The organism is Burkholderia sp. BCC1640 (genome assembly GCF_902833125.1).
GTDB classification, from domain to species: Bacteria; Pseudomonadota; Gammaproteobacteria; order Burkholderiales; family Burkholderiaceae; genus Burkholderia; species Burkholderia diffusa.
In genome coordinates this window covers 58,476-80,026 of record NZ_CADFEF010000021.1, presented here as the reverse complement: position 1 = coordinate 80,026, position 21,551 = coordinate 58,476, and the positions used below count along the sequence as shown (strand labels likewise).

The window sequence follows — 21,551 nt, the reverse complement described above, 5'->3', positions numbered from 1 at the left end:
AGCCGTTGTCCGCGAGTCGCGTTGCGCGCCTCGCGCGGGGACGCTCACGCCCGCAATCCGTGAAGAACGAATGGTGACTCCCATGCAATCGATACCCTCTTCCGCTGCTGCACGACAGACTCAACCGGCCGCCACGGCCCGTACCAGGAACGACGCCTTCGTGCGCATCGAAAACGTCGTGAAGAAGTTCGGCGACAGCACGGCCGTCGACAACGTCAACCTGACGATCGCGAAGAACGAATTGTTCGCACTGCTCGGCAGCTCGGGCTGCGGCAAGTCGACGCTCTTGCGCATGCTCGCCGGGCTGGAAACGGCCACCTCCGGCAAGATCTTCGTCGACGGCGAGGACCTCGCGTCGCTGCCGCCGTACCGCCGGCCGGTGAACATGATGTTCCAGTCGTACGCGCTGTTTCCGCACATGTCGGTCGAGTCGAACGTCGCGTTCGGACTGAAGCAGGAAGGCACGCCGAAGAACGAAATCAAGGAACGCGTGGCCGACGCGCTCGCGCTCGTGCAGATGAGCAAGTACGCGAAGCGCAAGCCGCATCAACTGTCGGGCGGCCAACAGCAGCGCGTCGCGCTCGCCCGCTCGCTGGTGAAGCGCCCGAAGCTGCTGCTGCTCGACGAGCCGATGTCCGCGCTCGACAAGAAGATCCGCCAGAAGACCCAGCTCGAACTCGTGAACATCATCGAGAAGGTCGACGTGACCTGCGTGATGGTCACGCACGACCAGGAAGAAGCGATGACGATGGCGAGCCGCCTCGCGGTGATGAGCGAAGGCAAGATCGTGCAGATCGGCACGCCGGGCGAAGTGTACGAATACCCGAACAGCCGCTTCTCGGCCGAGTTCATCGGCTCGACGAACCTGTTCGAAGGGCGCGTGGTCGAGGACGAACCCGATCACATCTTCGTCGAGAGCGACGACCTCGAGGCACGCATGTACGTGAGCCACGGCGTGACGGGCCCGCTCGGCATGCCGGTCGGCATCTCGGTGCGTCCGGAACGCGTGCACGTGTCCCGCGAAAAACCCGGCTCGCATCACAACTGGGCGCGCGGTGTGGTGACCGACATCGCGTACATGGGTGCGTACTCGCTGTATCACGTGCGTCTGCCGAGCGGCAAGACGGTCGTGTCGAACCTGTCGAGCTCGCACCTGATGCACGACAGCGCGCCGGCGTGGAACGACGACGTGTTCGTGTCGTGGTCGCCGGCCAGCGGCGTCGTGCTGACGCAGTGAGGGCGACATGATGAGAACTTCCGCCTCCACGCCGTCCGCGCCGGTCCAGACCGGCGCCACCGCTGCCACACATGCCGCCATACGCCGCAGCCGCTTCGCCGCGCTGTCGCGCTTCCTGCCGTCGGGCCGCGGCATCGCGATCGGCGTGCCGTTCCTGTGGCTCACGATCTTCTTCGCGCTGCCGTTCGTGCTGGTGTTCAAGATCAGCTTCGCCGACCAGGTGATGGGCATCCCGCCGTACACGTCGCTGGTCGAGATCAAGGACGGCGTCGTGCACTTCGCGCTGCAGCTGTCGCACTACGCGTTCCTGCTGCAGGACGACCTGTACATCGCGACCTACCTCAGCTCGCTGAAGATGGCCGCCGTGTCGACGGTGCTGTGTCTGCTGATCGGTTACCCGATGGCGTACTACATCGCGCGCTCGGAACCGGGCCGGCGCAACGTGCTGATGATGGCCGTGATGCTGCCGTTCTGGACGTCGTTCCTGATTCGCGTGTACGCATGGATCGGCATCCTGAAGGATGACGGTCTCCTGAACCACACGCTGATCGCACTGGGCATCATCCACACGCCGCTGCGCCTCTACCACAGCGACGCGGGCGTCTACATCGGGATGGTCTATTCGTACCTGCCGTTCATGGTGATGCCGCTGTATGCGCACCTCGTGAAGATGGATCTCACGCTGCTCGAGGCCGCGTACGACCTGGGCGCCAAGCCGTGGGTCGCGTTCACGCGCATCACGCTGCCGCTGTCGAAGAACGGGATCATCGCCGGCAGCCTGCTGGTGTTCATTCCGGCGGTCGGCGAATACGTGATTCCGGAACTGCTCGGCGGCGCCGACACGCTGATGATCGGCCGCGTGATGTGGGACGAATTCTTCAACAACATGGACTGGCCGATGGCGTCCGCGGTGACGGTCGCGATGGTGCTGCTGTTGCTGGTGCCGATGGCGCTGTTCCAGTACTACCAGGTCAAGGAACTGGAGGAAGCGAAATGATCAAGCCGAGCAAACCGCTGTCGACGGGCGTTCTCGCCTTCGGCTTCCTGTTCCTGTACATCCCGATCATCAGCCTGGTCGTGTACTCGTTCAACGAGTCGAAGCTGGTGACGGTGTGGTCGGGCTTCTCGCTGAAGTGGTACGCGGCGCTGTGGCAGGACGACGAGCTGCTCACGGCCGCGTGGCTGTCGCTGAAGATCGGCCTGTTGACGGCCACCGCGTCGGTCGCGATCGGCACGTGGGCGGGCTTCGTGCTCGCGCGCTTCGGCCGTTTCAAGGGCTTCACGCTGTACACGGGGATGATCAACGCGCCGCTGGTGATTCCGGAGGTGATCCAGGGGATCTCGCTGCTGCTGCTGTTCGTGGCGCTGGAGCAGATGTTCGGCTGGCCGAAGGGTCGCGGGATGGTGACGATCTGGATCGGCCACGTGATGCTGTGCGTGTCGTACGTGGCGATCATCGTGCAGTCGCGCGTCAAGGAGATGAACAAGTCGCTGGAGGAAGCCGCGCTCGATCTGGGCGCGACGCCGCTGAAGGTGTTCTTCGTGGTGACGCTGCCGCTGATCTCGCAGGCGCTGCTGTCCGGCTGGCTGCTGTCGTTCACGCTGTCGATCGACGATCTGGTGCTGTCGGCGTTCCTGTCGGGGCCGGGCTCGACGACGCTGCCGCTGGTGGTGTTCTCGCGCGTGCGACTCGGGCTGAACCCGGAGATGAACGCGCTGGCGACGCTGTTCATCACGGCGGTGACGATCGGCGTGATCGTCGTGAACCAGATGATGATCGCGCGCGAACGGCGCCGGGTGGCCGACTTGAAGGCGGCGTTCGCGGCGGCCTGACTTCCCTCTTCCTTTCCATCGATAACAAGACCCGCGCGCCGCACGATGCGGCGCGCGAACCGATCACACATTGACAGGCCCACGACAAGGAGAATCCGCAATGAAGAAGAAACTGATCTGCCTGCTGGTGGCCGGCGCGTTGCCGGGCATCGCGCTGGCCGACTCGACCTCCGCCGAAATCAAGGCACTGCAGGCGCAGGTCGCCGCGCTGCAGAAACAGATGAAGGCCATGCAGGCGCAGCTCGCCGCGAAGCCGGGCGGCGCATCTGTCGCGCAGGCCGGCGCGACGGCCTCGGCCAAGCCGGCAATGGTGGCCGCCGATCCGTCCTCGCCGGACTACGGCCGTGCCCAGGCCACGCTGACCAACGACGAAGTCAGCGAGATGAAGCAGCAGATCGCGAACCAGCAGCTGAAGGTCGACTCGCTGACGGACGCGGCCAACACCGGGCCGCTCGCGGGCCTGTCGGTCACCGGCTACATCGACCCGACCTACATCTACAACCGCGCGGCCGGCACGTCGTCGTTCCTGTTCGCGAACCACGAGAACGCGTACAACTACTTCAACAGCACGTTCGGCGATCTCTACCTCGACATCAAGAAGACCTTCGGCGTCGGCCCGATGGCGCCGTCGGCGGAGATCACGCTGATGCCGAACCGCGGCAACGGCATCACGCTGCTGCAGAACTCGCGCGGCTCGATCACCGACAACCTGCTGAACACGGCGGTCGTCAACGTGCCGATCACCGCGTCGACGACGCTCGTCGCCGGTTTGATCCCGAGCTTCGGCGGCTACGAGGTGCAGCAGTCGAACCAGATGCTCACGCTCACGCACAACCTGCTGTACGATTTCTCGGATCCGGGCAGCTACGTCGGCGTCGGCGCGAACTACACGAAGGGCAACTGGGCGTGGAAGTTCTTCCTCGGCAACGAGCAGTACCGCACGTACGGCTCGGTCACGCAGACGGGCACCAATGCGCTCGGCGACCCGATCAGCACGAGCAACAAGGTGCCGACCTTCACCGCGCGCGCGGACTACACGTGGTCGAGCGCGCTCGATATCGGCGGATCGTTCAACATCGGGCGGCAGACGCTGGCGAGCGCGATCGACGATCAGGGCGTCGTGCACTACGGCCCGGGCGGCGCGGCGCCGAGCGCCTATGGTTCGTTCTTCTTCGGCGAACTCGACGCGACCTACACGCTCGCCGATGTTCAGTACAACGCCGAAATCGACTACGGCCGGCAGCAGCACGCGGCGTTCAACGGCGGGCTCGCGCAGTGGTACGGTCTGTCGCTGCTCGCGCACCGCAAGTTCAACGCGCCGGTGGTCGGCCGCATGGGCGTGACGCTGCGCTACGACCTGCTCGCCAACACGAAGAACGGCGGCGGCGGTGGCGGCATCGCGCTGAACGGCAACGGGATGGATCCGAACAACGGCTTCGGCGTCGACGCGGACTGCCTCGCGATGTCGAAGGCCGGCGGCGGCCTGGGCTTCGAGTGCAAGGGCGCGATCCGTCAGGACGTCGCGCTCGACCTGCTGTTCTATCCGACCCAGCAGATCACCGTGAAGGTCGAATACCGGCACGACTGGGCGAACAACAAGGTGTTCCTGCGCAACGACGGTTCGTACGGCAAGTCCAACGACCTGCTCGCGACGCAGTTCATCTATTCGTTCTGATGCGTGCCACGCGGGACGCCGTGCCGCGTGCATGGCGTCCCGCATCGTTTCACCCGGCCGGATCGCGGTGCGTCGCGCACCGGCGCCGGCCGTCCTCGAGGGAGTCGGTTTGATGACGCAGTCTTTCACCGCCCGCGCCGACGCGCTCGCGCGCGACTCGTACTACGAAGCGACCGCCGCGCGCCCCGCGGTCGACGATCCCGTGTTGGAAGACGCGATCGACGTCGACGTGTGCGTGATCGGCGCGGGCTTCGCGGGCCTGTCGACGGCGCTCGATTGCCGCGCGCGCGGGCTGTCGGTCGCCGTGATCGATGCGCACCGGCCCGGCTGGGGCGCGTCGGGCCGCAACGGCGGCCAGGCAATCACGGGCTTCGCGAAAGACGAGGTGATCGAGCGGCAGCTCGGCGCCGCCGGCGCGCGTGCCGCGTGGTCGCTGTCGCTCGACGGCGTCGCGCTGATCGCCGAGCGCATCGCGCGCCACGGCATCGACTGCGACTTCACGCGCGGCTACCTGACGGTCGCGACGAAGCCGCGCCGCATCGACGATCTGCGCGCGTGGATGGATGCCGCGACGTCGCGCTGGGGCCATCCGTCGCTGTCGTGGCTCGACACCGGTGCGATCCGTGCGCGCATCGCATCGTCCCGCTATCTGGCGGGCGTCTACGATCCGCTGTCGGGTCACCTGCATCCGCTCAAGTATTGCCTCGGCCTCGCCGACGCCGCGCGCCGCGAAGGCGTCGCGCTCCATGCGCACACGCCCGCGCTCGACGTCGTGCGCGGCGCGCGGCCGGTCGTGCGCACGCCGTCGGGCGAAGTGCGCTGCCGCTTCGTCGTGTCGTGCTGCAACGCGGGCCCCGGCGGCATCCTGCCCGCCGCCACCGCCGCGCGCATCGCGCCGATCGCGTCGTACATCATCGCGACCGAACCGCTCGGCCGCGCGCGCGCCGACGCGCTGATCGCGCAGCGCGAAGCCGTGTGCGACAACAACTTCTTCCTCGACTATTTCCGGCTGTCCGCGGACCATCGCATGCTGTTCGGCGGCCGCGCGAACTCCGCGGGCGCGTCGCCCGACACGCTCGCCGAAACGATCCGTCAGCGCATGGTCGGCGTGTTCCCGCAGCTCGCCGACGTGCGCGTCGACCACGCGTGGGGCGGCTTCGTCGATGTCACGCGCAACCGCGCGCCGGACTTCGGCGCGCTCGATCCGAACTTCTTCTACGTCCAGGGCTTCAGCGGGCACGGCGTCGCGCTGACCGGCATCGCCGGACGCACAATCGCCGGCGCGATCGCGGGCGACCCCCGCGCGTTCGACCTGTTCGCGCAGCTGCGCCACCGGCGCTTTCCCGGCGGCGACGCGTGGCGACAGCCCGCGCTCGAACTCGGGATTCTGTATCACCGCGTGCGCGAGCTGTTCTGAGTCCCCTTCATTCGCTTTCCTGATCATGCAGACATTCGCCAACCAGCCGCACGTCGCGTCGTACTACGCGGCGACCGCCAACGATACGACCCGCCATGCGCCGCTCGCCGGCACGACCGACGCCGACGTGTGCGTGATCGGTGCGGGCCTCTCCGGTTTGTCCGCCGCGCTCAACCTCGCCGAGCGCGGTCATTCGGTGACCGTGCTCGAAGCGTCGCGGGTCGGATGGGCCGCGAGCGGGCGCAACGGCGGCCAGCTGATCGGCGGCTTCGCATGCGACATCGACACGTTCGGCAACTTCATGCCGGAAGGCGACGTGAAGCGGATCTGGGACATGGGGCTCGAAACGCTGTCGCTCGTGAAGTCGCGCATCGCGCGGCACGACATCGACTGCTCGCTCGTGCCCGGCTATCTGACCGCCGCGAACACCGAACGCGACGCCGATGCGCTGAAGCGCTGGCGCGACGAGGCCGCGAAACGCTTCGGCTACGACCGCTTCCATTTCGTCGAAGCGGACGAGCTAGGCGACTACGTGCAGTCGGCGCGCTATCGCGGCGGCCTGTACGATCCCGACAGCGGCCACCTGCATCCGCTGAACTACACGCTCGGGCTCGCGCGTGCGGCGACGGACGCCGGCGTGCGGATCCACGAGGACAGTTGCGTGACGCGCGTGCGCGACGTGTCGGGCGGGCACGTCGTCGAAACCGGCCAGGGGCAGGTGCGCGCGCGCTTCGTCGTGCTCGCGTGCAATACGTACGTCGGCACGCTCGCGCCCGCGCTGTCGAAGAAGATCATGCCGGTCGGCACCTACGTGATCGCCACCGAGCCGCTCGGCGAAGCGCGCGCCGCCGCGCTGATGCCCGCGCGCGCGGCGATCTGCGACAGCCGCTTCGTGCTCGACTATTTCCGGCCGGCGCCCGACACGCGGCTCGTGTGGGGCGGCAAGGTCAGCTATTCGACACGGGAGCCGCGCGATCTCGCGGCGGCGATGCGCGCGGACATGCTGAAGACGTTCCCGCAGCTCGCGGACGTCAAGGTCGACTACGCATGGGGCGGCTTCGTCGACATCACGATGAACCGCGCGCCGCACTTCGGGCGCGTCGCGCCGACGATGTATTTCGCGCAGGGCTTCTCGGGGCACGGCGTGAACACGACCGCGCTCGCGGGCAAGCTGATCGCCGAGGCGATCGACGGCCAGGCGAGCCGCTTCGACCTGTTCGGCAAGATCCGGCATCGCGACTTCCCCGGTGGCGCGACGCTGCGCACGCCGGCGCTGGTGCTCGCGATGAGCTGGTACCGGCTGCTCGACGCATTCGGTATGCATTGAGCGGGCCGCATCGGAGCGAAACGAAAAACGGCCGCGCAACACGCGCGGCCGTGCAATCGAATCGCATGACATCGGTGCGTCGGGCACGTAACGTCCCCGCGCGCCGCGTACGACATGCGCCGATCAGTCCGTTCCGAACTTCGGCGAATGCGGACCGTACAGCAGCCCGTTGGGCGGACCGGCCGACAGCAGCCGCGTGCTGGTGAACGCGGCGACGTCATGGCTCTGGTCCATCAGCGTATTCGCGATCTGCTTGACCGCCGCCACCACCAGCATGCCGATCAGGCCGCCGCCGCCGTTGTTGCCGCCTTCGTCGCTGCTCGCGCTCGCCCGGCCCTGCCACAGCACGTCGCCGGTACGCAGGTCGACGAGCTTCGCCGAGGCCGACACGACCGTTGCGCTCGCAAGGATCCGGTAGACGGTGCCGTACTGCGACACCTTCGAATACAGCGCGGCATCCGCACCGAAGATCTCGCGCAGCTTCGCGGGCGGCGTCTGCTGGATCTCGGCCGCATTGGTGAGGCCGTTCTGCTTGAACGTCTCGTCCATCACGGCGACCGGCACCACGTAATAGCCGGATTCGGCGAGCGGCAGCGTCATCTGCGACAGCATCCCGTAGGTCGCCGCCACGTCGGACGTTTCGTTGATGGGCGGCAGGACGAGGATCGAGCGCGGCTGGCTCTTCTTGAACGCCGTGTAGTCGGGTCGTTTCACCGGCTGCGCGCACGCGCTCAGCAGCGCGACGATCGACAGCACGGACATCAGCTTGAATGAGAGTGTCTTGAACATGGCGGGCGCGTTACTGTTTGGCGGTGGTCGAGGCGGTGTCCTTCTGGCCGGCGATCGCCTGGGCGGCCGGCTTCTGAACCGCTGCCTTCGACGCGTCGGTCTTTTTCTTCATCAGAAAATCCATGAAGGTCGACGATTCCGGGAACGACTGTTTCTCGGCCTGCAGTTCCTGCTCGGCCTGCTGCTCGTTGCCGACGCTCGCGTACAGCATCCCCAGATGCGCATGGAAGCCCGGCGGCGGCATCTTGCCCTTCGCGCGAATCTCCTGCAGCGCCTTTTCGAGCGCGTCGATCTGCTCCTGCGGCGACTTCTGCCCCTTGAAATATTCGTACACCTGCGGCTGATAGCCGTTCCACTGATAAAGCGGCGGCGTGGAGCTCGCGCAGCCGGCGAGCAGCAAGGCGGCGGCCGTTGCCGGCAGCCAGTTACCCCGTTTCATGGTCTGTTCTCTTTTGATGTCGTTGTCGATCGGTCCAGCGCGGCGCCGGCCCCGGCGCGCGCTGCTGCAATGGCTGCGACGCTTATTGCGGCGCCTTCAGCGTGCCGGCGTCGACCTGGTCGACGAGATGATTCACGGCTTCCTGGATCGCAAGGTCCAGCACCTTGCCGTTGAGCGTCGAGTCGTAACCGGCCGTGCCGCCGAAGCCGATCACTTCCCGGTTCGACAGGCTGAACTCGCCCGCGCCCTGGCTCGACGCGACGACTTCCGACGTCGTCGTGTCGACGATGTTCAGGTTGACCTTCGCATACGCGACCTGCGTCTTGCCGCGGCCGAGGATGCCGAACAGCTGGTGATCGCCGACGTCCTTGCGGCCGAACTCGGTCACGTCGCCGGTCACGACGTAGTTCGCGCCCTTCACGGCCTGCGCCTTCTTCATGAAGCCGGCTTCCTGCTTGATCTCGTCGAGGTTCTCGCGATCGAGCACGTTGAAGCGGCGGCTCTGCTGCAGGCGCGTGACGAGGATCGTCTTCGCCTGTCCGCCGAGGCGGTCGATGCCGTCCGAGAAGATGCCGCGCATGTAGCTCGAGCGGTTGTCGAACTTGCCGACCGCGATCGCGACGGGCTTGCCCGCATACGGCTTCTGCGCGCTGCTCACGGCCGGCACGTCGAGCGTGCGCGACGATTCGGTCGCGCAGCCGGACAGCGCCGCGACGAGCGCCGCCGCCACGAGAACGGTGCGTCGTGTCTGAATGTTCACTGCTGGTCTCCTTGCGTGAAAAGATTGCCCGGAACGGGCGTGCCGGCTCGTTGACGAGCCGGCGGTCGATGCGGTGATCGAAACGGTTGGGGCACGCATCGGCGTGCGCGACTTCATCGCCCGGATGGCGATGGAGATGGCGGCATGCGAAGGGAAGGTGCGCGCAACGGACGTGCTGCGGCAAGATGCGAACGCGCGGCGCATGGATCGACCACCCCGCTTGCGCCGGCTACCCCGTGATTCTGTCTACTGCGCTGTTGATCGCGCATGATCGGCCCCGAATATGATTTTGGCCGATGATACCAAGCCTGATTATCGAGACGGCATTTCCCTGGAAGAATTGACGTTCTTTACGAATCGTCGCGGATCCGTTGCGCGTCACACGCCGGCCGAGCGCGCGCGACGCCCGCGCCGGCCCGCAAGCCGGCGCGCCGATTGCGGTCAGTCGGCCACTTTCTGTCGCATCGTCACGAATTCCTCGGCCGCGGTCGGGTGAATGCCGATCGTGTCGTCGAACTGCGCCTTCGTCGCGCCCGCGCGGATCGCGATCGCGATGCCCTGGATGATCTCGCCCGCATCGCGGCCGACCATGTGCGCGCCGATCACGCGCTGGCTGTCGCGCGCGACCACGAGCTTCATCAGCGTGCGCTCGTCGCGGCCGGACAGCGTGTGGCGCAGCGCCTTGAACGACGTTCGGTAGATGTCGACCTCGTCGTGCAGGCGACGCGCATCGGCCTCGGTCAGGCCGACCGTCGCGATCTCGGGCTGGCTGAACACGGCCGACGGCACGTAATCGTGATCGACCGCGACGCGCGTGCCGCCGAACAGCGTCCGCGCGAGCAGGCCGCCGTCGCGGGTCGCCACCGGCGTGAGCTGCGGCCGCGACGTCACGTCGCCGATCGCGTGGATCGACGGCACCGACGTCGCCGAATACGCATCGACGGCGATCGCGCCGCGCGCGTCGAGCATGACGCCCGCCCGTTCGAGCCCGAGCCCGTCGACGTTCGGCACGCGGCCGGTCGCGTAGAGCACCGCGTCGTACGGGCCGTGCTGCGCGTCGCCGACACGCACGGAGAGCGTGCCGTCGTCCGCGCGCGCGATCGATTCGACCACGGCGCGCGCATGGATCGCGACGCCTTGCTTGGTCATTTCGTCGGTCAGGAATTGACGCATGTCGTCGTCGAAGCCGCGCAGGATCTTCTCGCCGCGATAGAAGAGATCGACCTGGCTGCCGACGCCGTTGAAGATGCCCGCGAACTCGACCGCGATATAGCCGCCGCCGACCACCGCGATGCGGGCGGGCAGCGTCGCGAGCGACAGCGCCTCGCGCGACGTGATCGCATGCTCGATGCCGGGCCGCGGCGGCAGCGCCGGGCGCGAACCGGTCGCAATCGCGATGTGGCGCGCGCGGATCGTACGATCGCCGATCGCGACCGTATGCGCGTCGACGAGGGTCGCGCGCCCCGCGTGCATCGCGACGCCGGATTGCTGCAGCAGGTTGATGTAGATGTCACTGAGCCGGTTGATCTCGCGATCCTTCGCGGCGATCAGCGCGGGCCAGTCGAGCGTGCCGGCGCCGAAGGTCCAGCCAAAGCCCTTCGCGTCCTCGAGCTCGTGCGGATAGTGCGATGCGTAGACGAGCAGCTTCTTCGGAATGCAGCCGCGCAGCACGCAGGTGCCGCCGATCTGCTCTTCTTCCGCTATGCCGACGCGCGCGCCGTATGACGCCGACATCCGGGCGAGCCTCACGCCGCCGGAGCCGGCCCCGATGACGAACAGGTCGTAGTCGAAATCCATCGCAAGCCCTCATCGCAGTTCGGATGACGGCACGATAACAAGATTCGGGAATTCGTGTGGAACGTGGCGCCGCAGGACGTCCGCCATATAAAAAACGGCGAGAGACGTCGCCTCTCGCCGGTCAAACCAGCTGCCGGGTGTGCCATGCGTCACCGATCGACCACATGCCCGGCCTGCCGGCCGCGCGGCACCGGTCCGTCCGGGCGCGCGAACAGCGCACCCGCGGCAGGACCGGCCGCCATGCTCAGGCCTGCGACGTGTCGCTGCCGTCCGTCGCCTGCGTATCGTCCGCCTGCTGGGGCTGCTCTTCCTTCTTCTCGAGCATGCCTTCGATCGCCTCGGCGCCCTTGAAGCCGGCGACGGCCGCCGCCGCCTTGGTCAGCAGGCCCGCATCCGGATCGACCTTCTCGGCCGCCTCGACGGCTGCCACGGCGCCAGCGATTTCACCCACGGTGTTCAGGATACCCATCGTCATCCCCTTTCAAGAAAATCGTGAGCGCATCGTCCCACGAAAAAAACCGGCAGACCGTGTTTGTCATCACCGGATACACAAGTTACGCACCAGGCCGGCCGCACGCGAAACGCGCGCCGGAACCACGCCCGCGCGTGCGTCGCGGCACGCGGCGGGCCCTGCACGCAGCGTAGCGGAATCGCTTCGCGCGCACTGTCAAAGTATGTTCTGGAATGCCGACGGAATCCTTACGGGCGGGCCGTTCCCGATGGAGCGATCGCTGAATGGTCGTCCGCGCGCATGAAGGGCGCGTGACGAAAAAAAGAGGCTCCCGCAGGAGCCTCTTCGATGCGCGCCGAGCGTGAGCCGGCGCGTGCGTTCCGATTTTCGTCAGAAGATATTGCGCAGGCCGATCGCGATGCCGGTCTGGTTGCTGCGACCCGGCAGTTCGACGTTCGCCGCGCCGTTCGTCTTGTTGAAGTCGATGGTGCCGTAGACTTCAGTGCGCTTGCTGAGCGCGTATTCGGCGATGCCGACGATCGCGTAGCGGTTGCCGCTCGCGAGCGTGCCGTTCGTGGTCATCGCGTTGCGCATGTGGTCGTAGTAGAACGCGCCGGTCAGCGTCAGCGGCGTGCTGACCTGCCAGCTCACGCCCGCGAACGGACCATCGTCGATCCGGCCCGTGCCCTTCGCGACCGGAATCGACTGCTGCGCGAGCAGGCTGTCGACGAATCCGGTGTCGTCCTTCGAGCGCAGGTAGCCCGCATAGACCTTCGCCTTGCTGAACGCGTACACGACGTTCGCGTGGTAGATCGTCTGCTTGCGTGCGGAGTTGTCGCTGTTCTGCTGCGCGCCGGCGGCGATGCTGAGCGGGCCCATCACGTACGACAGCGACACGCCCCATGCATTGCCCTTGCCGAGCGAGCCCGGGATCTGGCCCGAGAAGCCGCCCGCGCCGGTCGATTCGTAGTTCGTGCCCGTCGAGTACATCGCCTTCGCGGTCAGGCCCGCGAACGTGCCCGTGTACTTGATCTGGTTGTCCGCATACAGGCCGCCGCCGAGTGCGACCGGCAGCCATGCATTTTCGAAGTAGTTGCCGACCGTCAGTGGATCGTAGGTGTCCGACAGCAGGTCGAACAGCGGCGTCTTCTGGCGGCCGAGGGTCACCGTGCCGTACGGGCTGTCCAGACCGACGTATGCCGCACGGTTGAACAGGCGGCCGCTGTCGGCGAATGCGCCGTTCTGCAGGTTCACGCCGCTTTCGAGCTTGAACAGGGCCTTCAGGCCGCCGCCGAGGTCTTCCGTGCCGTAGATGCCGAAGCGGCTGTTGGTGATCGCGCCGTTGGTCATCGACAGCAGGCCGTCGTTCTTGGCGTTTGCGTTGGTCAGATAGCGAACGCTGACGTCGGCGACGCCCCAGAGCGTGACCGAGCTTTGTGCTGCTGCGTACTGGCTGGCGAAGGCCAGTGCCGCGCCCCCTGCGATGGCTGCGAGTCGGGTGGTCTGCTTCATGAGCTTTCCTATTTGTAGGTGTCTCCATTCATGGCCGGCCGCGTGCGCAGCCGGGTGGCGATCGCGCACGTTCATGGCGCGCGCGATGTGGGCTGAATCATAAGACCAGTGCGCGCCCTGAAAGAAATTGAAATGCGCGGTAACGCGCGATTGTCGCCCTGGAACAACAACGGTCCCGCACCAGGCTTGCCTCGCTCGTAACGGACGCGGGGTGCGGCGATGGCGAAACGAGGGCGGATGCCGTAAGGATCGGCCGGGGCAGCCGGCTGGCGTTCGGGTCGTGTCGCGGGCCGGTGACGCGATGCACCGGTGATTCGGTCGCGCGGCGCACCGGCAGGCCGCATGGTGGCGGCCCTGCACACGTCAGGCAGGCTGCGACGTCCCGCCGTCGGGGTTGGCGCCGCTGCTGCCGTTGCCGGCCGCCGCATCGCCACGATCACTCCCACCGCCCGCCCGCCGCGCCCGCCGCACGATCTCCGCGAACGCGCCCGCCAGCAGCAGCACCGCGCCCCACAGCGCGACGTCCGGCACGAGCCGCGTCGCGAAGCCGCCGACCACCGCGCCGGCCAGGAAGCAGAAGCTGATCGTCGCAAGCAGCGCCGAGTCGTGCAACGCGCCCGCGTCGTAGCGCGGAATCAGCCCGACGAACAGCTTCTGCGCGGCGCGCCGCAGGTTGCCGGTCGTCATCACCGACGTGTACGACAGTTCCTCGAGATGGGTGAACGACAGCGTCTGCAGCGTCGCAACGAATGAGATGCCGGGAATTAGCCACGCGCTCGATGCGCCGACGAGCCCGCTCGCGGCAATGCCGAGAAACGCGATCTCGACGATCAGGCTCGCGAACGCGGTGTGACGCATCCAGCCGCGCCGCGCGGCGAGACCGAGCAGGTGCGCGACGAATACCGCGACCACGAAGCCGCCGAGCGGCGGCACGTGATGCAGCGCGGCCGCCCATTCGCCGGCCGACAGATTGATACCGAGCAGCGCGACGTTGCCGGTCATCGTGTTCGCGAACACGTGGCCGTGACCGACGTACGTGTACGCGTCGAGGTAGCCGCCGGACAGCGTGAGCAACGCGGCGACAGTGAGATTGCGGCTGGCGCCGTCGAGATCCATCGATCCTCCCGTGAATATTCGCGCCAGTATGCGGGACGGGAGACAGCTTGTCCTTCGCTCACTGGCCGATGCCGGTGAGCCCGATCAGCGCGCCGGCCGCGAGCAGCCATAGCGGATGGATGCGCGTGCGCCACGCGAGCACCGCGCATGCGGCGGTGATGCCCCACTGGATCGCGGTGCGGTTCGACGCTTCCGAGATCAGCACCGCGCTGGCCGCGACGAGCCCGGCCGTGACCGGCATCAGCCCCTGCTGCACGTAGCGGCGCCACGGCCGGTCGCGAAAGCGCTCCCACGCGTGCAGCGCCAGCACCGTGACGAGCGACGACGGCCCGAACTTCGCGATCGACGCGACCAGCAGCCCGGCCCAGCCGGCCACGTGCCAGCCGACCAGCGACACGATCATCATGTTCGGCCCCGGCGCGGCCTGCGCGAGCGCGAACAGCGCGGTGAATTCGTGCGCGCTCATCCAGTGGTGCACGTCGACAACTTGCCGCTGCATCTCCGGCAGGATCGTGTTGCCGCCGCCGAATGCGAGCAGCGAAAGCTGGCTGAAGATCGTCGCGATCGCGATCAGCGTGTCGTTCATGACCGGCCTCCGTCGCGCGCGGCGGCGTGCTGCGGTGCCGGCGTATCGCGCCGCCGCGACGCGAGCCAGATGCTCAGGGGCGTCAGCACCAGCATCGTGGTCAGGAGCGGAATGCGCAGCACCGCGATCGCGACGAACGCGAGCGCCGCGATGCCGGCCGCGGTGCGCGGCGCGTGCAGCAGCGGTTTCACGACCTTCACGGCCATCGCGACGAGCAGGCCCGCGGCCGCGGCGGCAAGCCCGCCGAACAGGTGCTGCACGCGCGGATCGCCCTGCGTCTTCGCATACAGCACGCCGAGCGCGACGACCACGAGCGTCGGGCCCGCGATCAGCCCGAGAATGCCGGCGAACGCGCCCGCGACGCCGCGAAAGCGCATGCCGACGGCGACCGACAGGTTGATCACGTTGCCGCCCGGCAGGAACTGGCACAGCCCGAGCAGATCGGTGAATTCGTCGGCGGTGAGCCATTTGCGCTCGTCGACGATCGTGCGCCGCGCGAACGGCAGCGCGCCGCCGAACGACATCAGGCCGAGCGACAGGAAGCCGGTGAACAGCTCGGCGAGGCCGATCCGGCGCGGGGATGCGGCGGGCGGCGGAGAAACGGATTGCATGGGGGTCCTCATCAAACGGTGTCCCGAGATTACCGCCGTTCCGCACCCCGGCAAAACGATTTTATCGACGCGCCCTTGTGATCTAGAATCACAAGCATGGCACGCGACCTCCCGCCCTTTTCCGCGCTTCGGGCCTTTGAAGCAGCGGCACGACACGAAAGCTTCAGCGCCGCCGGCGACGAACTGCATGTGACTCACGGTGCCATCAGCCGGCAGATCGCCGGGTTCGAGGCGTGGCTCGGCAAGCCGGTGTTCCACCGCTACGGCAAGCGCGTGAAGCTCACCGACGAAGGCCGCCGCTATCTGGATACCGTCCGTGCCGCGTTCGACAGCATCGCGCTCGCCACCGAGCAGCTGCGCAACACCGGTGCCGCGCGCGTGCTGCGCATCAATGCGCTGCCGACCTTCGCGATGAAATGGCTGCTGCCGCGCCTGTCGCGGTTCCAGCGCGACGTGCCGAACGTCGAGCTGAAGCTGTCCACGTCGAACGCGCCGCTCGACATGCTCGACGGTTTCGACGTCGCGATCCGCCGCGGCCCCGGCCCCTGGCCGAACTGCACGAGCGGCCACTTCCTCGACGAAAGCGTGATTCCGGTTTGCAGCCCCGCGCTGCTCAAGCGCGCGCCGATCGCCCGAGCGGACGATCTCGCGCGGCACGTGCTGCTGCATTCGGACACGCGGCCGGAAGGTTGGCGCGACTGGTTCGCGGCGGCCGGCGTGACGATGAAGGGGCGCAAGCGGCAGTCGTTCGATCACTTCTACCTGGCGCTGCAGGCGGCCGTCGACGGGCTGGGCGTCGCGCTCGGCCCGCTGCCGCTGATCGACGACGAGCTCGCCAGCGGCCGCCTCGTGATGCCGCTGCCCGGGCCGCGCATCGCGACGCGCAGCTACTGGTGGATCGCGCCGGGCGCGCCGGCCGGCGATGCGCTCGTCGCGCAGTTCTGCGCGTGGCTGCAGGCGCAGTCGAATATCGGCGCGTAATTACGTGCCGGCGGGCGGCGTTGCACCGCCCGCTGCCGGGTCAGACCACCGGGCCCGGTTCCTTTTCCTTGCGCAGGATCGCGTACAGGATGATCGCGCCGAACGTCGCCGTGCCGATCCCGCCAAGCCCGAAGCCGCCGAACTTCAGCGAGAAGTCGCCGGCGCCGAGCACCAGCGTGACGGCCGCGACGATCAGGTTGCGGTTGTCGGAGAAGTCGACCTTGTTGACGACCCAGATCCGCGCGCCCGTTACCGCGATCAGCCCGAACACGACGATCGACACGCCGCCGAGCACCGGGCCCGGAATCGTCTGGATCACCGCGCCGAACTTCGGCGAGAAGCCCAGCCCGATCGCGATCAGCGCGGCGATCGCGAACACCAGCGTCGAATAGATCCGCGTGACGGCCATCACGCCGATGTTCTCCGCGTAGGTGGTCACGCCCGTGCCGCCGACGCTGCCCGACACGATCGTCGCGAGCCCGTCGCCGATGAACGCGCGACCGACGTAGCGGTCGAGGTTGGTGCCCGTCATCGCGCTCACCGCCTTGATGTGGCCGAGGTTCTCCGCGACCAGGATCACCGCGATCGGCGCGAGCATCAGCATCGCGTGCGGATCGAAGACCGGCGCACGGAAGCTCGGCACGCCGAACCACGCGGCATGCGCGACGATCGAGAAATCGACCGGCTTGCCGAGGCCCATCCCGTTGGTCGCGATCGCATAGATCACGTACGCGATCACCAGCCCGACGAGGATCAGCAGGCGCTGCATCATCCCGCGCGCGAACACCGCGACGCCGCCGACGCACAGCACCGTGACGAGCGCCATCACCGAGTCGAAGGTCGATGCCGACACGCCCTTGACCGCGATCGGCGCCAGGTTCAGCCCGATCACCGCGACCACCGCGCCGGTGACGACGGGCGGCATCAGCGTCTCGATCCAGCGCGTGCCGATCGCCTGCACCAGCGCGCCGAGCGCGACGTACACGACGCCGCACGCGACGATCCCACCGAGCGCGACGGGGATGTTCGGGTTCGGGCCGCTGCCGCCGTAGCCCGTCACCGCGATCACGAGGCCGATGAACGCGAAGCTCGAACCGAGGTAGCTCGGCACGCGGCCGCCGACCAGCACGAAGAACAGCAGCGTGCCGATGCCCGACATGAAGATGCACAGGTTCGGGTCGAAGCCCATCAGCAGCGGCGCGAGCACGGTCGAGCCGAACATCGCGACGACGTGCTGCACGCCCATCGCGACCATCTGCGGCCACGCGAGGCGTTCGTCGGGGCCGACCACGCGCGAGGCGGCGCCGGTCGGTTGCACCCGCCAGCGCGGGAAGTAGGTATCGGACATGGGGAAAAGGGCTCCTGTCGAACGCCGGCTGCGGACGGTGCGCCGGTCTGGAATCTGGCGCGAGTTTACGGAGCGGAAATGGGGCTGGCAAGCGCGAACCGCCGGCGCGGCGGTGGCGCGGTGCGGCGGTCGTGCCCGCCGGGCGGGGTGCCGGTCGGCACGATCGGCCGATGAAGGCCGACGGCGGCCGGCCTGAGCCCGCCGCGATGTAAGCGGGCGCTCACATCGCGGCGGATGTCGTGGGGATCACGGATTGATGTACTGGAACAGCGACATGTTCTGCAGCTGCGCATACGCCTTCTGCGCGCCGCTCAACGCGTTCTGCACCTGCAGGTACTGGCTGATGGTCGTCACCATGTTGGTGCTGGTCAGGTCCGACAGGTTGCTGGTCGTCTGCAGCGCCGCGGTCTGGTTGACGGCCTGCATCGCCTTGACTTCCTGCTCGCGGCCGCCGACCGACGCCAGCACCGTCGTGACGTTGCGCATCGAGTTGTTGATCTTCGTCGCGGCCGTGCCCATCGTGTTCGACAGCGCGGCGCTCGCCGTCTGGTTGCCGGTGACGGGCGTCTTCAACGCCGTGATCATCGAATCGAGCGTCGAGAACACGTCGACCCCGCTTGCCTGCGGCGCGGGCGTGACTGAAAAGGTGTCATTGACCGCCGGCGTGCCCGACACGGCCACCTTCATCCCGCTGCCGAGCGCGATCGCGGTGCCCGACGTGTAGGCCTGCGCGGGCGTGGTCGTCGGCGGCGACGCCGTATTGTCGGTCACCGTGTAGGTCGGTGCGGCCGCCGTGCCGCCGAAGGTGATCGTGAACTGATGGCCGTTCGTCGCGGCCGCCGGGTCCGTCACCGTGACGTTGCCGATGGTGGCCGTACCCGTGTTGCTCGCGCCGGCCGCCTGGACCGGCGAGCTGCCCAGCGCCTGCACCGACATGAACACCGCGAGGCCCGAGTCGCCCTGCGGCACGCTGCGCGAATCGTCGATCTGTACCGTGCGCGTGCCCGTATCGCCGACGTAGCTGATGCCGCCGGCCGCGTTCTTCGTGAACGGCGCCGCCGCATTCTTGAAGCCGGCGAACAGGTAGTTGCCCGCGCCGTCGGTCGCGTTCGCGAGCGACATCAACTGGTCGCGATAGCCCTCGAGCTGCGTCGCGAGCGCCGCGCGGTCGCTGTCGGCGAGCGAACCGTCGCCGGCGCGCACGATCACCGACTGGATGCTGCCGAGCACGGTGCCGACGTTCTGCAGCGTCTGGTCCTCGGCCTGCAGCGACGCGAGCGCCGTGCTCTGGTTCGCCGCGTACTGCGACAGCGTGGCCGACGTCATCGACAACTGCACGGCCTGCGCCGCGCCCACCGGGTTGTCGGCCGGCGTCGTGAGGCTCACGCCGCTCGAGATCTGCTGGTAGAGCTGCGCGAGCTGGGCCTGCTGATCGTTCATCTGGCCAACGTTCAGCTGGTAGAACTGGGTCGTGGAAATCCGCATCGTTTCTATCCTCTCGAATCCGCTCAGCTGAACAGGCCCAGCACGGTCTGGAACAGCGAAGCCGCCGTCTGGATCACTTTCGCGTTCGCCTGGTAGAGCTGCTGGTACTGCATCAGGTTCGCGGCTTCCTCGTTCTGGTTCACGCCCGACACCGACTGCTGCGCGGACGTGATCTGGCCGACCAGCGCCGTCTGTGCGGTGCTCGACGACTTGAGCTGGCTCGCGGCGTTGCCGATGTTGTTCACGTAGTTCGCATAGGCGCCCGTGAGCGTCGTCGTGCCGCCGCCGAGCGTCTTCGCGTTGACGAGCTTCGACAGCGCGAGCGCGTTGCTGCCGTCGCTCGTGCCGCCCGCGTACGGTCCGATCGTGAACGAATCGCCGTCCGACGGCGTGCCCGACAGCGTGATGGTCACGCCGTTCATCGCCCCGGCGGCCGCCCCCGACATCGTCATCGCCGCACCGGTCGACGGGTCGTACGGCACGGGGTCGGTCGGACTGGCGATCGTCACCGACGTCGGCGGCGTGCCCGGGATCGTCACCGTGGTGCCGACCGGGAAGCCCGACAGCGACTTCGTCGCCGCGTCGTAGGTCAGCTTGGTCGACGGCACCTGGTAGCCTGCGCTCACCCCGCTCAGCGCGATCTTGCCGGTGCCGATGTTGGTGCTCGACGCCGACGTGATGGCCGGCGACGCGGCCGCGATCGCCGAGCCGCTCGTCGTCGCGAGGCCGAAACCGGTCAGCGCGCCGCGCGTCGGCAGCACGGTGAACTGGTCGCCGGCATTCATCGCGCCGGACGAGAACGAGAAGTTCAGCCCGCCGAGCGAAAGCGGCATCGGCCCCGCCTTCTGGTCGACCACCGCGCCGCTCGCGCGGTCGGTCAGCGTGTAGTTCGTGCCGTCGTACGACAGCGTGTAGTCGCTCGTCGTCGGCTGCGACGCATTGGCGAACGAGACGGACAGCGATGCGTTGCCAGTGTTGCCCTGATTCGAATAGACGGCCGGGGCCGCCACCGTGAACAGGTCGCCACCCGGCTTGCCGGACAGATCGATGCCCAGCGCGTTCTGCCCGTTGACCTGCGCGGCGAAGCTGGCCGCGACCGCGCCGAGTTGCGCCTGCGCGGGGTTGAGCGTCTGGCTGCGGAACGCGAGCAGGCCACCGAGCGTGCCGCCCGACAGCGATGCATCCGGCAGCGCCTGGTTCGGGCCTGGCGGGTTCGCGCCGGCGATCCCCTGCGACACGACGGTCAGCTCGCTCGGATCGGACGGCGACGTGACGGCCGCGAGCTGATAGCTCTTGTCGGCGAGGACGAGCGGCTGGCCGCCCGCGAGGAACACGCTGTAGCCGCTGTCGTTGCGCACCACCTGCACGCCTGCGAGGCTCGACAGGTTCGACACCGCGAGGTCGCGCTGGTCCATCAGCTGGTTCGGCGGCTGCCCCTGGCTGCTCGCCGCCGAGATTTGCTGGTTCAGCTTCGCGATCTGCGCGGTGTACGTGTTGATCTGCGACACCGTGCTGGTGAGCTGTGTATTCACGCTCTGGCGCAGCGCGTCGTACTGCTGGCCGGCCGCGTTGAGCTGGTTCGCGAGAATCTGCGCGTTGCTGATCGCGGTCTGCCGCACCGACGGATCGGCAGCGCTGTTCGCCACATTCTGCAAGCCGGTGAAATAGCCGGTGATCGCGGTCGAGATCCCGGCCGTCGGGCTGCCGACGTAATTGTTCAGCTGCGCGACGAGCGAATACCACGTCGACAGCGCGCCGCCCTGCGACTGCGCGCTGTTCAGCTGGTCGCTCAGGTACTGGCTGTACTGCCGCTGCACCGTGACGGTGTTCACGCCCTGCGGCATGTAGCCGCTCGACGTGTACTGGCCGCTCGCCTCGGCATAGACCGGGCGTTCGACCGAATAGCCGGGCGTGGCGGCGTTGCTGATGTTCTGACCGGTCGTCGTGAGGCCCCAGAGCGCGGCATTGAGGCCGCTGACGCCGAGGTTCATGAGTGTGTTGGACATGCGCGATCCTGATGAGCCGGCCGCGCTGCGGCCGCCGGGTTGCGTGACTCCCGGTATAACGGCCGCGGATCGGAAAAATTGAGGGAAAAATGCGCGTGCGACGCGCGCGTGCGCGTCGTCTGTCGAGCCGCCGGGCGGACGCCGCCGGCGCCGGTGCGAAAGCGGCCCCGGGCGGGGCCGC

At 67.7% G+C, this 21,551-nt stretch carries 19 protein-coding genes; 7 read left to right on the top strand and 12 right to left on the bottom strand.

From position 1 onward, the window contains the following. Nucleotides 1-82 precede the first annotated feature (82 nt). From potA to HWX25_RS22265, 6 genes are all read left to right on the top strand, one after another. Nucleotides 83-1,237, top strand: coding sequence for a polyamine ABC transporter ATP-binding protein (potA, locus tag HWX25_RS22290; RefSeq protein WP_175910552.1), 1,155 nt, complete (start codon nucleotides 83-85; stop codon nucleotides 1,235-1,237). A 10-nt stretch (nucleotides 1,238-1,247) separates the two neighbouring features. Beyond that, a complete protein-coding gene (locus HWX25_RS22285; protein ID WP_175910599.1) occupies nucleotides 1,248-2,234 on the top strand; it encodes an ABC transporter permease subunit in 987 nt (328 codons plus the stop codon). Continuing rightward, nucleotides 2,231-3,070 (top strand): ABC transporter permease subunit, encoded by an 840-nt coding sequence (locus HWX25_RS22280; protein WP_059819900.1) that lies wholly within the window; start codon nucleotides 2,231-2,233, stop codon nucleotides 3,068-3,070. Before HWX25_RS22285 ends, HWX25_RS22280 begins: the two co-directional genes overlap by 4 nt. A gap of 100 nt (nucleotides 3,071-3,170) precedes the next feature. After that, a complete protein-coding gene (locus HWX25_RS22275) occupies nucleotides 3,171-4,745 on the top strand; it encodes a DUF3138 family protein (protein ID WP_059819901.1) in 1,575 nt (524 codons plus the stop codon). Nucleotides 4,746-4,857: 112 nt separating this feature from the next. Next, nucleotides 4,858-6,162, top strand: a complete 1,305-nt coding sequence (locus tag HWX25_RS22270) for an FAD-binding oxidoreductase (RefSeq protein WP_175910550.1) — start codon at nucleotides 4,858-4,860, stop codon at nucleotides 6,160-6,162. A gap of 25 nt (nucleotides 6,163-6,187) precedes the next feature. After that, on the top strand, nucleotides 6,188-7,489 hold the full coding sequence (locus tag HWX25_RS22265) for an FAD-binding oxidoreductase (protein WP_175910548.1): 1,302 nt from the start codon (nucleotides 6,188-6,190) through the stop codon (nucleotides 7,487-7,489). Between the two features lie 123 nt (nucleotides 7,490-7,612). Here HWX25_RS22265 and HWX25_RS22260 read toward each other — a convergent pair whose 3' ends face one another. From HWX25_RS22260 to HWX25_RS22220, 9 genes are all read right to left on the bottom strand, one after another. Beyond that, the gene (locus HWX25_RS22260) at nucleotides 7,613-8,278 is read right to left on the bottom strand and encodes a DUF799 domain-containing protein (RefSeq protein ID WP_059535116.1); all 666 of its coding nucleotides are present in this window, start codon (nucleotides 8,276-8,278) and stop codon (nucleotides 7,613-7,615) included. A gap of 10 nt (nucleotides 8,279-8,288) precedes the next feature. Beyond that, nucleotides 8,289-8,717: a DUF4810 domain-containing protein gene (locus HWX25_RS22255; protein WP_175910546.1), complete on the bottom strand. Its 429-nt coding sequence runs from the start codon at nucleotides 8,715-8,717 to the stop codon at nucleotides 8,289-8,291. Between the two features lie 82 nt (nucleotides 8,718-8,799). After that, nucleotides 8,800-9,471, bottom strand: a complete 672-nt coding sequence (locus HWX25_RS22250; RefSeq protein WP_185500359.1) for a CsgG/HfaB family protein — start codon at nucleotides 9,469-9,471, stop codon at nucleotides 8,800-8,802. Between the two features lie 447 nt (nucleotides 9,472-9,918). Then, entirely contained in the window at nucleotides 9,919-11,274 is a 1,356-nt protein-coding gene (gene gor / locus HWX25_RS22245; RefSeq protein WP_175910544.1) for a glutathione-disulfide reductase, read from the bottom strand. 244 nt (nucleotides 11,275-11,518) lie between these two features. Continuing rightward, complete coding sequence (locus tag HWX25_RS22240; RefSeq protein ID WP_014895816.1) at nucleotides 11,519-11,743, bottom strand: hypothetical protein; 225 nt, start codon at nucleotides 11,741-11,743, stop codon at nucleotides 11,519-11,521. 372 nt (nucleotides 11,744-12,115) lie between these two features. Further along, nucleotides 12,116-13,237 (bottom strand): porin, encoded by a 1,122-nt coding sequence (locus tag HWX25_RS22235; RefSeq protein ID WP_059535109.1) that lies wholly within the window; start codon nucleotides 13,235-13,237, stop codon nucleotides 12,116-12,118. A gap of 363 nt (nucleotides 13,238-13,600) precedes the next feature. Beyond that, the gene (locus HWX25_RS22230; RefSeq protein ID WP_059535108.1) at nucleotides 13,601-14,353 is read right to left on the bottom strand and encodes a YoaK family protein; all 753 of its coding nucleotides are present in this window, start codon (nucleotides 14,351-14,353) and stop codon (nucleotides 13,601-13,603) included. Nucleotides 14,354-14,411: 58 nt separating this feature from the next. Continuing rightward, nucleotides 14,412-14,939, bottom strand: coding sequence for a chromate transporter (locus tag HWX25_RS22225; protein WP_059535107.1), 528 nt, complete (start codon nucleotides 14,937-14,939; stop codon nucleotides 14,412-14,414). Then, nucleotides 14,936-15,550, bottom strand: coding sequence for a chromate transporter (locus HWX25_RS22220; RefSeq protein ID WP_059819906.1), 615 nt, complete (start codon nucleotides 15,548-15,550; stop codon nucleotides 14,936-14,938). The genes HWX25_RS22225 and HWX25_RS22220 overlap by 4 nt, the downstream gene beginning before the upstream one ends. Nucleotides 15,551-15,646: 96 nt before the next feature. Between HWX25_RS22220 and HWX25_RS22215 the strand changes: the two genes are divergently transcribed. Then, entirely contained in the window at nucleotides 15,647-16,531 is an 885-nt protein-coding gene (locus HWX25_RS22215) for a transcriptional regulator GcvA (protein ID WP_059535104.1), read from the top strand. A gap of 40 nt (nucleotides 16,532-16,571) precedes the next feature. On the opposite strand, the gene HWX25_RS22210 is transcribed toward HWX25_RS22215, so the two are convergent. From HWX25_RS22210 to flgK, 3 genes are all read right to left on the bottom strand, one after another. After that, nucleotides 16,572-17,879, bottom strand: coding sequence for a solute carrier family 23 protein (locus HWX25_RS22210; RefSeq protein WP_175910542.1), 1,308 nt, complete (start codon nucleotides 17,877-17,879; stop codon nucleotides 16,572-16,574). Nucleotides 17,880-18,125: 246 nt separating this feature from the next. Then, nucleotides 18,126-19,364 carry a flagellar hook-associated protein FlgL gene (flgL, locus tag HWX25_RS22205; protein ID WP_175910540.1) on the bottom strand — a complete coding sequence of 413 codons (1,239 nt, stop codon included), beginning with the start codon at nucleotides 19,362-19,364 and terminating at the stop codon, nucleotides 18,126-18,128. 23 nt (nucleotides 19,365-19,387) lie between these two features. Next, nucleotides 19,388-21,370, bottom strand: a complete 1,983-nt coding sequence (gene flgK / locus HWX25_RS22200) for a flagellar hook-associated protein FlgK (protein WP_175910538.1) — start codon at nucleotides 21,368-21,370, stop codon at nucleotides 19,388-19,390. Nucleotides 21,371-21,551 lie beyond the last annotated feature (181 nt).

What these genes read in the sequence shown, in the direction of transcription:
- HWX25_RS22220 (WP_059819906.1), bottom strand. Translation starts at nt 15,550, where the DNA reads ATGCAATCCGTTTCTCCGCCGCCCGCCGCATCCCCGCGCCGGATCGGC.
- HWX25_RS22260 (WP_059535116.1), bottom strand. Translation starts at nt 8,278, where the DNA reads ATGTTCAAGACACTCTCATTCAAGCTGATGTCCGTGCTGTCGATCGTC.
- HWX25_RS22210 (WP_175910542.1), bottom strand. Translation starts at nt 17,879, where the DNA reads ATGTCCGATACCTACTTCCCGCGCTGGCGGGTGCAACCGACCGGCGCC.
- HWX25_RS22280 (WP_059819900.1), top strand. Translation starts at nt 2,231, where the DNA reads ATGATCAAGCCGAGCAAACCGCTGTCGACGGGCGTTCTCGCCTTCGGC.
- HWX25_RS22225 (WP_059535107.1), bottom strand. Translation starts at nt 14,939, where the DNA reads ATGAACGACACGCTGATCGCGATCGCGACGATCTTCAGCCAGCTTTCG.
- HWX25_RS22215 (WP_059535104.1), top strand. Translation starts at nt 15,647, where the DNA reads ATGGCACGCGACCTCCCGCCCTTTTCCGCGCTTCGGGCCTTTGAAGCA.
- HWX25_RS22240 (WP_014895816.1), bottom strand. Translation starts at nt 11,743, where the DNA reads ATGGGTATCCTGAACACCGTGGGTGAAATCGCTGGCGCCGTGGCAGCC.
- HWX25_RS22285 (WP_175910599.1), top strand. Translation starts at nt 1,248, where the DNA reads ATGAGAACTTCCGCCTCCACGCCGTCCGCGCCGGTCCAGACCGGCGCC.
- flgK (WP_175910538.1), bottom strand. Translation starts at nt 21,370, where the DNA reads ATGTCCAACACACTCATGAACCTCGGCGTCAGCGGCCTCAATGCCGCG.
- HWX25_RS22235 (WP_059535109.1), bottom strand. Translation starts at nt 13,237, where the DNA reads ATGAAGCAGACCACCCGACTCGCAGCCATCGCAGGGGGCGCGGCACTG.
- potA (WP_175910552.1), top strand. Translation starts at nt 83, where the DNA reads ATGCAATCGATACCCTCTTCCGCTGCTGCACGACAGACTCAACCGGCC.
- flgL (WP_175910540.1), bottom strand. Translation starts at nt 19,364, where the DNA reads ATGCGGATTTCCACGACCCAGTTCTACCAGCTGAACGTTGGCCAGATG.
- HWX25_RS22255 (WP_175910546.1), bottom strand. Translation starts at nt 8,717, where the DNA reads ATGAAACGGGGTAACTGGCTGCCGGCAACGGCCGCCGCCTTGCTGCTC.
- HWX25_RS22265 (WP_175910548.1), top strand. Translation starts at nt 6,188, where the DNA reads ATGCAGACATTCGCCAACCAGCCGCACGTCGCGTCGTACTACGCGGCG.
- HWX25_RS22230 (WP_059535108.1), bottom strand. Translation starts at nt 14,353, where the DNA reads ATGGATCTCGACGGCGCCAGCCGCAATCTCACTGTCGCCGCGTTGCTC.
- HWX25_RS22270 (WP_175910550.1), top strand. Translation starts at nt 4,858, where the DNA reads ATGACGCAGTCTTTCACCGCCCGCGCCGACGCGCTCGCGCGCGACTCG.
- HWX25_RS22275 (WP_059819901.1), top strand. Translation starts at nt 3,171, where the DNA reads ATGAAGAAGAAACTGATCTGCCTGCTGGTGGCCGGCGCGTTGCCGGGC.
- gor (WP_175910544.1), bottom strand. Translation starts at nt 11,274, where the DNA reads ATGGATTTCGACTACGACCTGTTCGTCATCGGGGCCGGCTCCGGCGGC.